This is a genomic window from Siminovitchia terrae, assembly GCF_003605405.2.
In the GTDB taxonomy this organism is placed as follows: Bacteria; Bacillota; Bacilli; order Bacillales; family Bacillaceae_C; genus Siminovitchia; species Siminovitchia terrae.
This window is the reverse complement of record NZ_QYTW02000009.1, coordinates 123,545-136,925: the sequence shown is the minus strand read 5'-3', so window position 1 is coordinate 136,925 and position 13,381 is coordinate 123,545. Positions and strand designations below refer to the sequence as shown.

The window sequence follows — 13,381 nt, the reverse complement described above, 5'->3', positions numbered from 1 at the left end:
TCCTTCTTAAACCCCTTCTGGTTCCTCTGTCAGAGCTTCTGCTTCAAAATTGATAATAATTGCCGATTTCTCATCAAGAATACGAACATCTTGGCGGACAGCTACCATTAAGGCTTCACCATAATGCATGTAATCAGTCCAGGACGCTTGATATTGGCTACGGTCAAACAGGACAATTGCGTCTTTCAAGTTACCGATAATGATTGTATTAGTCGACTTTGCCCCAAGCATTTCATCTGGTAGGACAACGACTTGAGCGCCGAGCAAACGTTTTTGGCTAGCTTCCTTGATGTCCGGCTGTAGCAAGTAGTTACCTTGCTTGTCTTTCATTTTGTCAAGTGTGGCAAAGGCTGTTTGAGAGACGATTGCTACATTATGCTCATAGTTTGGCTTCAAGTTAAGGTTAATCGCATCTTTAATGCCATCAATACCGACCGCATTTTTGGTTGCCAATTTTAGCGTTTTGCCTTTTTCACCAGGTGTTCCTTCTTTAATAGCTTTTATAATTGCAGCATTACGCGTAGCCGCAATAGTACGAGCCATCCAGGTCATCAATTCAGCCAAGATGTTAACTGCCGCATCTTCGATAGCTTCACGGGAAACACGGAAGTAACCGCGATATGTTTTGATGTCATATCCTAATTCGTAGAAAGGTCTGACAGCAAGCTTAGGGTTTTCCTCAAGTTCTGCAACTTCCGGGAGAGCAGCAACCTCAGACTGCCGAACAACTGGATATTTGCCGCTTCCGTAACCTACCTGCTTTACAGTGACGTATTGGTCAAGGTTGAACTCCACTTCTTTTAACTTCATAATTTCCAGTACAATTTGTTCCGGAATTACAACAAAACCGGAATCCGTTTTGAGTGACCCGCCATCAATTTCACGTGTCTCAAGGTAAGCCTTAAACGCTTCTCTCTGTTCATCGGTGGGTTCAATCAAAGTTCTTTCTTCGCCGCCTTGATGAGCCTGTTCATGTAGGCTGCGCTCTTCAACTTCCCCATTATTAAGCTGTTCGGTTTCTTTCATGAGGCGTTCACGCGTCTGCAGCTCTTCCAACTCCTCATTCAACTCACGAATTTCCTTTTCAAGAGCCTTGTAATCCAAATCATTGCTGCGCTTTTCATCCTTTAACATTTCGTTAATTTCTGCTTTTCTTTTCAAGATTTCTGCAATACGATTCATGTTTTCATCTCCTAAACATTATTTAATACATAAAGTTTTGCTCTTAACTCTTCCTGTTCCTCGACAAAATGCTTCATCGGGTCATATCCACGTGCGCTCACTTCGCTATCCGGATAAGCTGGGAAAGCAACTGCAGATACTTCCAGCAATTTAGCTTTCGTAACTGTCCGCAACATTAGATCGTCGTCAGGTTCCTCGATTTCATCTGAAATCTTTTGGAATCCAAAACTTACACCATCCACGTCACCGCGCTTGATAGATTCATAGGTGTCATTTCCGAGCGTTGTTTTGGGTAAATCAAGTTCAAAACGCAAACCTGTTGAATCTTCTTCCAGTCGCAAGGTGCCATTTTTAGTCCTTCCTAGTACCTTGCCTGTATCGTGAGACCATAAAAAACGCTGATCTTCTTTTCCAAGAGAATCAGCGAAAGCACCTTTTTTAAATTGTTCTCGGAATTTCCGATAGTAGCCCATAACGTGTGATTTTTTCTCCCACTTAACGGCATAACCGGACAAAGTGCGATTGCCGTCATCATCTTCCCGGATTTCAATCTTGCTGGTCACCAGCTCCCTTGTTTCCGTCTTGTCCATGTTTATCACCTCCCTTAGCTTTTGCCATTTGATATTCTTCGAGTTTGTCCAAAGTGGTATAGTTCAAGCTGACAATGTGCTTTTTGCCAAAGTCATCATTCCTGGGTTGTTCACCCAATCGCTTTCTGGTTTCATCCAAACTGATGATTCCTTTGTCCCACTTATCAAGCGTGAGCTTCGTGTGAGTCTCTACATCGGTTGTTTTAAACGGTGAAGTATCAAATTGGTATTTACTGTTGCGATCAGTTGCCAACTTATAGTTCAATTCATTCGTTATCACTTTCAAATAACTGTTGAGCGTGGAAGTCAGATAATCCAGATTGGCTTGTTCAAGTGACATATTTGATGTTTCCAACCCCAATTTATGGCGTGGAATTCGGTACACTTTACCAATGGTTTCGGTAGAAAAGGTGCTGGCGTTAATCAATTTCAAAACCTCTGTATCCACTTCTATAGGCTCATATTCAAAGGTTTCATCGATAACCAACACCTTGTGAGCATTATCCACGCCAGCATTTGATTCTTGCCATTCCTTTTTGATTTTGTCCCTAGCCTCTTTCGACAACATCCCGCGCTTCATCTTTAAGATGCCGCCTGTTTGGGTATCATTTTTAAAGAAGTTGGCCAAGAACCTTTTACTGTCCCGCTGCATGGATAGATCATCTTTAAGTGACCTTAACGGACTTACGCCGCGTATGCCATCAAGGGTAAAAAACTTAAAGTGGAGGATGTCTCTTGGTTGCTTCCGTCTGATCTTCCCTTTATCATCTGAAACGTCATAAACTAGCCTGTAATTAGTTTCAGCATCTCGTTTGATAGCAACTTGAGAATTTCTTAGATGGTAAAATGCAATAATTTTCTCCTTTTTGTTTCGAATGACTTCACAAAAAGACTCGCCGTTTAACAAGGCGTTTGCCGTAATAATGAATTTTAGCGTTCCACCTGAATACAGCCCGTTAGGATTGACGTTGAACAAATTCGCAGTTTCGTTTGACTGAACTATGTCATTTTGAGTCATGTCAATATCAAGTGACGCCACATCACTAGCTAACAAGTTAATAACAGTAAATACATCACTATTTTCAATTGCTTTGGCAGAAGTGAAATTTGATGCAGTACCAGTAAAGCCTGGTAGCATACTAATTAATAACCCTGCTTCTTCCTGCGTATATTCGCGTGTCTCGGATTGATAGAAGATCCGCAATCACCCTCACCCCCTTTCTCGGGCTAGAATGAGAGATATGAGTACAGCTGCTATCCCCAACGCAAAAATCCCGGTTTTGGTTCCAAATTGAAAGAATCCATATACAATGACAGCAACTCCCGCTAAAAATAGAATTCCTGTTAAATTCGCCAATAAAAAAAGACCCACTCCTTTTAGCGCGTCTGTTACTTTGTTAATATTCATTTTTTCACCACCTCAGTAAGTACAATCCCGTTGCATTCAGGACATTTAATGCCATCTAACCACCTGTGGGTTCCTTTTAGCTCCCATTCGCATTCAAGGCATCGCGCATTTTGCTTAGGTGCTTTACTCACAACTAATCACTCCTTAAAATCCAAAATCATTGCTAAGGATGTATTCTTCGATTTGTTTGATGTCCATACCACGATATTCATAATTCCGGGCTTCAGAAAATCCAGTAATTGTAGCGACAATTGGGTCAATCTTTTCCCTGTTTTTTTGCTTGTCCAATATGACATTCGCATTATTGTCGTATTTAACGACTGCGTTATTAATCGCGATATTCAATAACGGATTATTGCTGTGGAGTATTTTCCTTTCATAAACACCAAACCGGAATTGTTTAATCGGCTCCGATAGAAATTTAAAGTTTTGTGGTACTTCGATGAACGGAATATCTAAATCTGGATACTCCTTTTCCCATTCACTTAAAAAGTTTGAAATGCTCCAAGGGTCATAGCAAAACGCTATTACATTGAGATTGTTGTCCATTATTAATCTTGCTGCATGATGGACAACCTGGGTTATATTGATAAAACCGCTCTTTAAATTGGTTGCCGTAGCATAACCGTGATCTATTAGCATTTGATAGTCGATTTTATCTCTCTTGGACTTTGCCTCTAATCCACCAACAGTACCAATGAAGGAATGCCCATCTACATAAAACCTTTCCTTTTCCAACGGTACTATGTGGTATAGAGCCGTAATATCATCTGTTCGCGATAAATCTAGCCCTAAAAAGACGTCACGACCATAAATATTAATTGGGTCTGTTTCGCACGCTTGCCATTCTTTTGCTGGCAGGAAGGAGTTTTCTGCTCCCTGCTTCCACATGTTGAAGTTCTTTACGATCAGACCAAGTAAGTCATTTTTAGCAATTGATTCACTTACCCGTTTCCTTAAATTACGAATAAGCGTGTCCTTGATCGCTTCAACTTCCATCAACGGGTTACTTTTAATCCACATTTCCTCGTTGTAGATTTCTTTTTCATCATCCTGTTCATATACCAGAACAAAATAGTTCTCGTTATCAGTATCCCCGTTGAGGATTTTCCGGCCGTATTGGTATTCCTGCGTGTACATTGGGCTGTTTAAATCAAAATATGCTGTAGAAATAATCAGAGTCAGCATGTTGGGCTGTAGCATGGATCCAGACTCAAGCACTTCCATCATGCTGTTATCTTTACTTGCTCCATATTCATCCAAAATTGAGAGTGTTGGAGCCAATCCGTTGATATTTCCAGTTTCTTTGGATAACGGCTTTAAAACACTATAAGACGGAACATGTTTAATTTCATTGCGTACCTTGTGTACTGATTCTCGGATAGCCTCTGACTTTGAAAGTAACCCGTCTAAACGCTGTACAACCATATCGAAAACAATTGACGCTTGTTCCCTAGATTGCGCTGTACAATAAATCTGCCTGTTTTGAATCGGGAATTTACCTCCCAAGAATTCAAATATTGCAATGCTACTGATCAGAGCAGACTTCCCATTCTTTCGGGCCATACTTATTAATGCTTTGTTGAACCTGCGTAAATCAGTATTGTCTTTCCGGTACCAACCAAATAATGAATAGACAATAAAAAGCTGAAACTGAGCAAGTTTAACTGGCTTTCCGGTTGAAATATCCGGAAGAATCTCCATAAACTTGACCGCAATTTCAGCACGTTTAGGAATGTATATATAGTCAAAGTTATCTTTTTCTAAGTCGTTTAAATGACGCTGGCACGCTTGTATAACCTTTTTTCCTGCTAAGATTTCTCCGTTGACAACCTTTCGAGCATATTGCGTTCCCGGATCGTTGAAATTCATTTCAAGAGATTCCTTTGATGTCCACAGTTTACGCAATTTAAAATGTGTTCGAGTGCATTGCCTTTTTGATTGGACATTTTCACTTCTTCATATTCAATACTGCCACATTCTAGGCACATATCATCTGCAAAAGTAATTTCAATTGCATCATCATGGACAATTAATCCTTCTGAAATTTGCTGTTTAATGTTTTCTCTAACCCTATCGTGTACCTCGCTATTAAAAACACCTTTTAATCTTACAATCAACATCGGATTTCGTCTCCTTTTAGCATCCTACACATCTTTTGTTGTTCGTTGGGTGTAAAACCTAGGTCAATTGCTTTGTGAGCTTGCTCAACCAGCCCTCTGCCTAATTTATGCAGCTGCTCTCCGCTCTCTGCAGTTTGTTTACCCATCACTCTAGCAGTTGCATTTAAAACATCAAACTCTCGTGTTGCTCTCGCTAATATTTCCATAACCTTATTCGATTCTTCTACAGACAAGTTATCCCACCCCTATTCGTGTAATAAAAAGACACTCTAAGTGAGTGTCTTCAGGTTGTTCTATATTTCGCATTTATATCTTTTGTTTCTTGTAATAAATCTTTGAATTCACTTTCAGTCATATTATTTGGTACAAATCGTTCAATCACTTCTGAAAATGGTTGTAGATGTTGATTTAAAATGATCTCACCTTCATCCCTATTTCTAACGGTTCCAGTGACATTGTTTAAATAATCCTCTTTCGTCATGTTTATGTGAGTTGGACAATCAACAATTGTACTAAATCGAAGATACAATCCATTTGGTTGTTTCGCTATAAACCTAGCCACAAAATCACCCCTTCAACAACTTTAAAATCTCATCCTCTTCTTTTTCCCCGTCCGGTATCGCCAATTCAAGCCTGCTGTTAATTGTCATACCCAACTGGTTTGCTATCATCCGTATTTCTTTCACTGTTGAAAGGTAAGCATTGTATGAGGGATTAATCCTTCTATTGGTAAGATTACCGTCCTCATCATAAAAATTAGTTACTTCCCCAAATTCCTGTATATCCTTTTGCAATCGCCTTTTGAATCCATGCAGCTGACAATACGATTCAATCATTTGCCTATCCAGTTCTGCTATTGGAAGTTGCTGCAGCAAGGGAATAATCCTTTTCCATTCTTGTTTGCCGTAATAGCATAAGTGGCTCGGAATGGGCTTAACTTGCAATTGATCGTAATCGTTCAAAGTATCTTGCCTGGCAATTTCCTTGGCAACGTGATCCTTGCCCTTTTTATGTTTTTTTAAGTCGTCTTTAGAGTGTAATCTTCGAGAAGGCTTCCCTCTCATACCTGCTCACCTCCTATTTTTACCAATTATTAGGTTCCGACCAATTTTGACCTTTCATAATCGCATTTTTCGGAGAGAAAGGTGCGCACCGTCTTTCCGGCAGCAGTTCCCCCAAGGGTTATTTTAGGTGGGGGGGCATATGCCATACTTCTGCTCATCCTCTGCTGTCTTTTTGTTATGGCATTCAAAGCACATCGATTGCACATTGTCTATATCCAGCCTTAAATCCCATCTCACTTTAGTCGGTATGATGTGATCTCCGACCTCTGCTTCTCGGCCACATTGGACACAACAAAAGCCGTCACGCAAGAAAGCTTGATAGCGTAACGACTTCCATTCCTTTGTACTATAAAATCTTTTGTAGGCTCGACCTTCTTCTGTTAATGTCCTTATCCTCTCGTACTGCTTATGATTATGGTTGGTATGTTTTCTGCAATATGTTTCTGTTATATCAATCAGTGCATTGCAACCAACCTTACCGCAACGCTTCTTGATATTCATTCGCTAACCTCTGACTATGTTCATCGAGTTCCTTTGTGCGTTTATCTATACGGGCTTGAATCTTTTCAACCTGGGATAGGTTCTTCATAGCTTGTTCCTCGGTCAATTGATTCTCTCCCTTAAGCATCTGTGCTCTCTTGTTAATGTTTCCGATCTTCTGTCTGTCTTTCTTGTTCTCCTGCATCATACGCCTAGATGTCTTGTCCATCACCATAATGAAATGCTCATGCTTACAATGGTTACAATCCCATACTCTTGCTTGAATGCCAGGTTTAATTTGTTTGTCATGGATGTTAACAGCTGCACTAGAGATCAAACCTTTACAAGATTCACATTGAATTAGATTAATCTTCATCAGCTCCTGTTCTTTATGTCTAACTTTAATTAGAAATTGTTCCTCTTGAAATTACTAAGTATTGACCTTCTTGTACATTCACAGAGTATCTCCCATTAAAATTTTCGTTATTTATAATCTCATTGTTTCCAACAGGTCCAGTCATAACAGCGACATATCCGTCCCCAAAACTTTCAATGACATATTCACCAGGATCTATATCCACACCTACTTTATACCAACCTGAGTCCATATACTCTTCCGTGTTATTTAGTGTTTCATAAAGCTCTTTCGCTCCAGATACCTCTAGTTCATCCAATGCATCTACTTTCACTAATACCCCACTAGTTTCAATGTTTCCTGCTTCATGTACTTCTACGTATCCGAAACTATCAAAGTTTTCATTATCAATAATATTCCCACCTGCATCTTTTTCAGAATAATATTGTCCGCTACCTTCGAAAGTAACAAATGCGTACTCTCCTTTTGGTATATCTCCTTTAACATATGATCCAGTATCAAAAGCTAAATCATCTGCAAATAAATCTGTTATATCTTCAAGCATTTGCTCTTGAGCAGTTAACTCTATCACTTCTTCGACTTCATAGCCTTCCTCAAGGCCATCTGTTTGCTCAATTGTCTCTTGCTCTTTCGCTTTCAGTTTTTCTCTTTCTTCGGGTGATTCCCTTTCAATTGAACACCCGACTAGAATTATAGACACTAATATGAACATAATAATACGTTTCAAGACATTAACCCCCTACACATATGTATAGGGATATCTTACCAATTAAGTTAAGTTGGCGCTACATCTGTACTGTTTTAAAGTATTAGAAAAAGTACGTTGTTAAGTGCACAATGAATAAAAATAGGAATACTAGATTAAACCAATCATTTTTTTCATGGTTTTTACGTCAACATGGTATACTACAGTTGGAGAAGGGAGTTTTTAGCTCCCTTACTCCCCTTTCATTTGCGACGTTTCTTCTTGCCCGGAGAACGTCGCTTTCCTTTTTTTGCTTTCTTTTCCTTTAGCTTCGTCATATTTATGTTGTTTTGGGACTAAGAAAAAGCACCGCAGTGGGTGCTCATAATCATTCGAAGTCTTTTGTTTTTGGGTTGAACCATCGATCTCGTTCAGGTGTTCTTTTGTTGTTTTTGTCATACCATCTTTCATAAACTGCTTTGCAATTGTCATCAACACAAACAAATAATGTAGAGTGTCCTCCCGGTAGAGGATCTGTATCTTGTTGCATCATACGAGTATTACAGTATCTACATATTTCCACGCTTTCATCCCCTTTGCTCACTAATTCGACAAAAGGAGATATTTTCCTGCAACTATTTACCCGAAAACTAACTATAAGCTAACTTGTTTAACTTTCTTACAGCAATTTTCTTTGCAACTTCTAAACTTCTTGATTTTCCGGATGTCAGTATATTTCTGTAGGGCGGCTCGTTTTCGTCGTAAAGATTCAGGTAAACTTCGAAGCGGTCATTAAACTCAAGAATCAAATAATCAACGGCATCGTTATGATCATTAATCATAATTCCTGTGTCGACGCTTTTGTTCCCTACTCCAAATTGTTGATCATCTACCAGCATTTCTAATTTTGACTTAGACAAGTAGATTCCCTCCCTTTTGACTACTCATTTCGCCAAAAAGGACTATTTACCTACTGCATTCGTTCGACAAAAACTTGCAAATAAAAAAAGCGCCATCCTTTTCCAGGGGACAGCACCGACAGATACATAATAGAGGAACAGCCACGGAATAACGCCGCGCTGATCTTCCTCCCAGTCTAACATGCACATTTTTCATTTTTCAAATCCGTATCCTTTGTACCATTTGTAACATTTGTATCAGACATATGATCGATTATGTTATTTCTTAACCTTTGAATGTGAGAGGCTGACAGCCCCATATGATACCCAATCCACCGATAGCTTTTCCCTTCTAGGAGCCAGTAAAGAACTTCACATTCCCTTTCATCATGAACTTTATGGAACAATCCTTGGAATTCCAATATCTTTTCTTCGAACTCCCGTATTTTTTTCACCCTTTTTCCTCGTCTTATGACTTCTCTATGCACTGGATCGCTAGTCATTCCCTTTGGCTTGGGCAAAGATGATTCAACGCCATATTGAGCCGTCAGTCCTTCCCCGGGATCCTTCAATGACTCTCGCATAACCTTGATGCTGTTGATCATCCAGTGATAGTCCTTTAATATTTGCTCAATTTCGTTTCTCTTCACTCCGACCCCTCCTTATATTTGCCTGTATGCTATGCCCTTCCCCTTTGCATACACAGGGCGATTGATTGAACTATTTATATCTGAATCTGTTAAAACCTCTACACGGCGTTTCTATGACTTGCTACGTGCTCTCAATAGTTACGTTTCCAATCCTTCAATTGCTCTTTCAAGATTCGTCAGTTCTTTTTAGCCAATAAAAAAGGACACCAAACAACGCTTTTGCGTCATTCAGTGTCCTCCAGTGGGCTGGGTGGACATTTTCTCTCTCTTAATTGTATAACTGTAAGTTACACCAACATTACTTATGACTATTTAGTATGTCGTAAATTTTTTCCGTAACAGCAAGGGCACTATCATCATAGTTAAAATTTAAAAATTTTGCCTTCCTGCATTCATAACTATATCCTTCTTGAAATACATTCCCTTGAAGTTCATAGACTTCATATTGATATAGTTTTTTAAAGGTACCAATTGCCAAAAATATTATTTCCTTAACACCTTGTTCTTCTAATAAATTTCTAGCTGATTCAAAAGATGAGCCATTAGTTACAAAGTCATCTAAAACAACAATTCTTTTCCCCGATAGTTTCCCTTTATAATTAGGGTTTAAATTTAACGTGTTAAAGTGTCGACCTGCTCCCTGCTCTATTCTCTTTGCTGAATCAATTGAAGTAGATTTTTGTGCAGGAGTATGACGTATTAATATTTCATCTTTATATCGATTTTTAAATAAATACCTTGTGTTTTTGGCTATTGAGTATATTGCATTCTCATTTTTTCCACTAGATGAAGGAAATGTCATCCAATAGTCAATGTTGTCAAAATCATCATTATTAATGATTAATGTCAAATAATGAAAATACAGTGCGTATAAATGAAGGTCTTTATTGTATTTCAATATGCCTGTATATTTATAAATCATTTCGTTGTTTTTTGGAGTTAGTTTATAATACTTATTAGCGTTAGAAATCGCTATCAACTTACTTTTAGGAGAAATTTTTTCATTCACAAATGCTACTGGCTCGAGAGTGAGAATTTCTATACATTCAATCAATTGACTTGGACTTTCTAACGCAAATCCGTATTCTTCAATTTCATCCTCGACATTGTCTAACCACAATGGGTTAATTAATAAAGCTTTATTATTTGCAGCTATCCACATATCTTGTTTAACCGCACCAACAAATAGAATCTGTTTACGATTAACGCCTTGATCTTTATACCAATTATTTCGATCAGTAAACATTACTTGGTGACCATCCCCAAGTAGTTGATCTACTAAACCCTTATAAGTCCCTAGTTTTCTAGACATTATCGCAATAAATATATCTGTACCTTTTACACGTTCTATTAATTCTAGGGTTTCTGGACGTATTTCATCATCTTCGGTAAAGAAAACATTTCTGGACAGCACTATGTAAAATGGCATACTATTCACCTCTGGCTTGATATTCGACAGCATTATACTCTGCTATATATTTGATTACTTCTTCAGAAAGTAATTCTTTGTTATAATAAATCGGTTTTCCAAGATAAAAACCATTACGAACAGTGTTTAATGTACCGCTTTTAATAGATGCTTCAATAATCAAAATTTCATCGCTCATTTTTGCTACTATTATATTTCTATCCAAAAAGCTAGATTTATATGTATTTTCAAAAGGCCCTATGGTTGTAAGCGCCAATCCACCTTTTTCTATAATCTTTTGAAATAAACCTTTATTTTGCGCAGGATAAATTTTTTCAAAAGAAGTAGGTAGTATCGCTATAGTTAATCCACCATAATTTAGGGTTTCTTTATGTACAACGGTGTCGATGCCTTTAGCCAACCCACTAATAGTTACCCAACCCTTTTTTACGTATTCCTTAACATATTCTTTAGTCTTGGTTTCACCCATAATTGTTGATTTCCTTGTCCCAATAATGGCTGCTTTTTTATATCTTTGTTCAAGTAATTCTGTATTTCCATAACTGTACAGAAATAAAGGTTCTTTTCCCACCGGGAAAATATGTTTTGGAAAGTCATCACTATATTTGAAAAAAATTTTAATTCCCATTTTTTTGTAGTCATTCATTTTATCGATAAATTTTTTTTCGAACTCTAAAAGCAAGTTCAAGTTATTAGCCAATTCTTTTTCTTTTTCAGTGTAAATATCAAAATATTTATTGTGAAAGATATGATTTTCATCATAAATAACTTCTAATATTGATTCCTCTTGGTTATATATAGCGTCTAAGGTATTATCTGAAAACCCAAATTGTTTCAATAATAGTAACATATTCCTATTCACATTACTACTCAAAATTCCTCACCTTCTTCCCTTCTCATCCGCTTCACTTTCCCTTGATAAGTTACAATTTTATATTCTCCATATGATGGTAGTTCTCTTATCTTAGCTTTTCCATCAGATATTACAATTACACAACTTAACGGTATTTTCATTATATCTAATTCCAGTCTATTTGTACCAGTCAATTCAATATCTTGTAATCTCATCAAAGATACCTCCCAGATATGGTATAATCAATTTGCATATGTATTTAGCCGGGAGGAAATCCTGGCTTTTTGTTTATTTTTGTTCTTCTTCTAATATTGGAAGGGGTGAAAAAATTGAGCGAAGCCTCAATAAATAAGAAAACTAAGTTCTTTTATTGGATATCTATTGTAATCTTGATTGTTGGAATCGCTTCTTGGCTTCCTTATTTAGTGTTTAACATCCAGGTGGGGACAGGAATATTAACATTAATTCTTAGTCCAATCGGTTTTTACTTTGGTTACTTGGCAGAAAATAGATCAGTGGCACTAGCCAATTTGTTGATGATCTTCAGTTTCATCCCCGTTGTAATATACATTTACTTTTCTAAGGGCTACATTCCAATGTAATTCATAAGCCTTTTTATGAATCATTCTTGATTAATAGCATCATCCACCCCGTAGGTCTTGATTGATTTGTTACATGGGATCACTTCTTTCACTCATACATATCTTGTAAAACATAATCCGGAACCATTGCTCCACAATCTTCGCATTCATAAATTCCTTGGTTCCAATGCTTCATTTCGCTTTCACCACAGATAGGACAAATATTTTCCAAGCTTCTCACTCCTTCGCTTAATCTTCGAGCTTATGCCCTATGCCCACTGCTATTTATAACAGTGGGCTTTCCGAATTTTCACGTTCCTGAAAGGGGATTTATTCCTCTACTCTGTAGCTCCTTGAAAATAATCTCCTGCATTTTTTTAAACAAACAATTATCATCTTCTTCGAAACACGTAAGTACTTTGGAAAGCTTTTCGGTTGCCATCCTCTCACAAGCAGCCCGGAACATCTCGGAACTGGTCATTTCGGAATGAATAGTAACTCCTAAAGAACTACAAAGCTCCTTTGCCATTCGATAAAATTCTTTGAATAACAATTCACTTGGTTTATTTAGCATAGTACACGCTCCTCCTCTCCTGTACCTTCACGACTGGAGTCATGGATCTGACACATCTTCAATTCCATCTTTCTGGCCTGCAAATCATCTTTCATCATTTTCACTTGCCAACATGGAGCATCAACAAAGTTCTCATATAGATAATCAATAGTTGCTTTATCCAAATATCCTAAAGCGTGGATCCACCATTCTCTTACATCGTTTGTTTGTAGCGGGGGAATACCTAGATATTCGCAAAAAACAAGCGCGATACTTTTTAATTCTTTACCTGAATTAGTCATAGTTCTTCCCTCGCTTCTAATTGCTTTTTATTTTCGATTCTTTCCACAGCCATTTGAAGCTCTATTTTTATCTTTTCGCCTAACGTTTTGGCCTTTGACCACTTTTCACGTAGTTCCCTTATTTTCTTTGAAGAATCACAATAGCAAATTTCACCTTCTAACACACCACTTTCAGCTAACTCAACTACCATCCCTGTACCTTTACA

General features: G+C 37.9%; 22 protein-coding genes. All 22 read right to left on the bottom strand.

The window, feature by feature from the left end; genetic code table 11:
• Positions 1-6 precede the first annotated feature (6 nt).
• The 22 genes from D5F11_RS11445 to D5F11_RS11335 all read right to left on the bottom strand — a co-directional run bounded on the left by D5F11_RS11445 (position 7) and on the right by D5F11_RS11335 (position 13,366).
• Positions 7-1,182, bottom strand: coding sequence for a phage major capsid protein (locus D5F11_RS11445; RefSeq protein WP_120119092.1), 1,176 nt, complete (start codon positions 1,180-1,182; stop codon positions 7-9).
• Positions 1,183-1,193: 11 nt separating this feature from the next.
• On the bottom strand, positions 1,194-1,772 hold the full coding sequence (locus D5F11_RS11440; RefSeq protein ID WP_120119093.1) for an HK97 family phage prohead protease: 579 nt from the start codon (positions 1,770-1,772) through the stop codon (positions 1,194-1,196).
• Positions 1,729-2,976, bottom strand: a complete 1,248-nt coding sequence (locus tag D5F11_RS11435) for a phage portal protein (RefSeq protein WP_120119094.1) — start codon at positions 2,974-2,976, stop codon at positions 1,729-1,731. Before D5F11_RS11435 ends, D5F11_RS11440 begins: the two co-directional genes overlap by 44 nt.
• A 6-nt stretch (positions 2,977-2,982) precedes the next feature.
• Complete coding sequence (locus tag D5F11_RS11430) at positions 2,983-3,180, bottom strand: hypothetical protein (RefSeq protein ID WP_120119095.1); 198 nt, start codon at positions 3,178-3,180, stop codon at positions 2,983-2,985.
• 144 nt (positions 3,181-3,324) lie between these two features.
• Positions 3,325-5,052 carry a terminase large subunit gene (locus D5F11_RS11425; RefSeq protein WP_120119096.1) on the bottom strand — a complete coding sequence of 576 codons (1,728 nt, stop codon included), beginning with the start codon at positions 5,050-5,052 and terminating at the stop codon, positions 3,325-3,327.
• Entirely contained in the window at positions 5,049-5,303 is a 255-nt protein-coding gene (locus tag D5F11_RS11420) for a hypothetical protein (RefSeq protein WP_120119097.1), read from the bottom strand. Before D5F11_RS11420 ends, D5F11_RS11425 begins: the two co-directional genes overlap by 4 nt.
• Positions 5,297-5,536, bottom strand: coding sequence for a hypothetical protein (locus D5F11_RS11415; protein WP_120119098.1), 240 nt, complete (start codon positions 5,534-5,536; stop codon positions 5,297-5,299). The genes D5F11_RS11420 and D5F11_RS11415 overlap by 7 nt, the downstream gene beginning before the upstream one ends.
• Positions 5,537-5,586: 50 nt before the next feature.
• A complete protein-coding gene (locus D5F11_RS11410) occupies positions 5,587-5,865 on the bottom strand; it encodes a hypothetical protein (protein WP_120119099.1) in 279 nt (92 codons plus the stop codon).
• Between the two features lie 4 nt (positions 5,866-5,869).
• The gene (locus D5F11_RS11405; RefSeq protein WP_120119100.1) at positions 5,870-6,367 is read right to left on the bottom strand and encodes a phage terminase small subunit P27 family; all 498 of its coding nucleotides are present in this window, start codon (positions 6,365-6,367) and stop codon (positions 5,870-5,872) included.
• A gap of 123 nt (positions 6,368-6,490) precedes the next feature.
• Entirely contained in the window at positions 6,491-6,868 is a 378-nt protein-coding gene (locus D5F11_RS28115) for an HNH endonuclease (RefSeq protein ID WP_120119101.1), read from the bottom strand.
• Positions 6,843-7,223 carry a hypothetical protein gene (locus D5F11_RS11395; protein ID WP_120119102.1) on the bottom strand — a complete coding sequence of 127 codons (381 nt, stop codon included), beginning with the start codon at positions 7,221-7,223 and terminating at the stop codon, positions 6,843-6,845. The genes D5F11_RS28115 and D5F11_RS11395 overlap by 26 nt, the downstream gene beginning before the upstream one ends.
• Positions 7,224-7,248: 25 nt before the next feature.
• A complete protein-coding gene (locus D5F11_RS11390) occupies positions 7,249-7,950 on the bottom strand; it encodes an Rv1352/Rv1906c domain-containing protein (RefSeq protein WP_120119103.1) in 702 nt (233 codons plus the stop codon).
• Between the two features lie 210 nt (positions 7,951-8,160).
• Positions 8,161-8,412, bottom strand: coding sequence for a hypothetical protein (locus D5F11_RS11385; RefSeq protein ID WP_120119104.1), 252 nt, complete (start codon positions 8,410-8,412; stop codon positions 8,161-8,163).
• Positions 8,413-8,558: 146 nt separating this feature from the next.
• Positions 8,559-8,828 carry a hypothetical protein gene (locus D5F11_RS11380; RefSeq protein ID WP_120119105.1) on the bottom strand — a complete coding sequence of 90 codons (270 nt, stop codon included), beginning with the start codon at positions 8,826-8,828 and terminating at the stop codon, positions 8,559-8,561.
• 176 nt (positions 8,829-9,004) lie between these two features.
• A complete protein-coding gene (locus tag D5F11_RS11375) occupies positions 9,005-9,457 on the bottom strand; it encodes a helix-turn-helix domain-containing protein (RefSeq protein WP_245998179.1) in 453 nt (150 codons plus the stop codon).
• Between the two features lie 298 nt (positions 9,458-9,755).
• A complete protein-coding gene (locus tag D5F11_RS11370) occupies positions 9,756-10,886 on the bottom strand; it encodes a phosphoribosyltransferase (protein ID WP_185830637.1) in 1,131 nt (376 codons plus the stop codon).
• A 1-nt stretch (position 10,887) separates the two neighbouring features.
• Positions 10,888-11,760, bottom strand: a complete 873-nt coding sequence (locus D5F11_RS11365) for a DNA-processing protein DprA (RefSeq protein ID WP_120119107.1) — start codon at positions 11,758-11,760, stop codon at positions 10,888-10,890.
• A complete protein-coding gene (locus tag D5F11_RS11360) occupies positions 11,757-11,954 on the bottom strand; it encodes an XtrA/YqaO family protein (RefSeq protein ID WP_120119108.1) in 198 nt (65 codons plus the stop codon). Before D5F11_RS11360 ends, D5F11_RS11365 begins: the two co-directional genes overlap by 4 nt.
• A gap of 475 nt (positions 11,955-12,429) precedes the next feature.
• Positions 12,430-12,552 (bottom strand): hypothetical protein, encoded by a 123-nt coding sequence (locus D5F11_RS11350; protein ID WP_120119110.1) that lies wholly within the window; start codon positions 12,550-12,552, stop codon positions 12,430-12,432.
• Between the two features lie 78 nt (positions 12,553-12,630).
• Entirely contained in the window at positions 12,631-12,894 is a 264-nt protein-coding gene (locus D5F11_RS11345; protein WP_120119111.1) for a hypothetical protein, read from the bottom strand.
• Entirely contained in the window at positions 12,888-13,175 is a 288-nt protein-coding gene (locus D5F11_RS11340) for a hypothetical protein (protein ID WP_120119112.1), read from the bottom strand. Before D5F11_RS11340 ends, D5F11_RS11345 begins: the two co-directional genes overlap by 7 nt.
• Positions 13,172-13,366, bottom strand: coding sequence for a hypothetical protein (locus D5F11_RS11335; RefSeq protein ID WP_126646563.1), 195 nt, complete (start codon positions 13,364-13,366; stop codon positions 13,172-13,174). Before D5F11_RS11335 ends, D5F11_RS11340 begins: the two co-directional genes overlap by 4 nt.
• Between the last annotated feature and the right edge of the window lie 15 nt (positions 13,367-13,381).

Excerpts from the sequence above, each read along its gene's own strand:
- D5F11_RS11445 (WP_120119092.1), bottom strand. The coding sequence starts at position 1,182 with ATGAATCGTATTGCAGAAATCTTGAAAAGAAAAGCAGAAATTAACGAA.
- D5F11_RS28115 (WP_120119101.1), bottom strand. The coding sequence starts at position 6,868 with ATGAATATCAAGAAGCGTTGCGGTAAGGTTGGTTGCAATGCACTGATT.
- D5F11_RS11335 (WP_126646563.1), bottom strand. The coding sequence starts at position 13,366 with ATGGTAGTTGAGTTAGCTGAAAGTGGTGTGTTAGAAGGTGAAATTTGC.
- D5F11_RS11370 (WP_185830637.1), bottom strand. The coding sequence starts at position 10,886 with ATGCCATTTTACATAGTGCTGTCCAGAAATGTTTTCTTTACCGAAGAT.
- D5F11_RS11395 (WP_120119102.1), bottom strand. The coding sequence starts at position 7,223 with ATGAAGATTAATCTAATTCAATGTGAATCTTGTAAAGGTTTGATCTCT.
- D5F11_RS11430 (WP_120119095.1), bottom strand. The coding sequence starts at position 3,180 with ATGAATATTAACAAAGTAACAGACGCGCTAAAAGGAGTGGGTCTTTTT.
- D5F11_RS11425 (WP_120119096.1), bottom strand. The coding sequence starts at position 5,052 with ATGAATTTCAACGATCCGGGAACGCAATATGCTCGAAAGGTTGTCAAC.
- D5F11_RS11340 (WP_120119112.1), bottom strand. The coding sequence starts at position 13,175 with ATGACTAATTCAGGTAAAGAATTAAAAAGTATCGCGCTTGTTTTTTGC.
- D5F11_RS11440 (WP_120119093.1), bottom strand. The coding sequence starts at position 1,772 with ATGGACAAGACGGAAACAAGGGAGCTGGTGACCAGCAAGATTGAAATC.
- D5F11_RS11360 (WP_120119108.1), bottom strand. The coding sequence starts at position 11,954 with ATGAGATTACAAGATATTGAATTGACTGGTACAAATAGACTGGAATTA.
- D5F11_RS11405 (WP_120119100.1), bottom strand. The coding sequence starts at position 6,367 with ATGAGAGGGAAGCCTTCTCGAAGATTACACTCTAAAGACGACTTAAAA.
- D5F11_RS11420 (WP_120119097.1), bottom strand. The coding sequence starts at position 5,303 with ATGTTGATTGTAAGATTAAAAGGTGTTTTTAATAGCGAGGTACACGAT.
- D5F11_RS11345 (WP_120119111.1), bottom strand. The coding sequence starts at position 12,894 with ATGCTAAATAAACCAAGTGAATTGTTATTCAAAGAATTTTATCGAATG.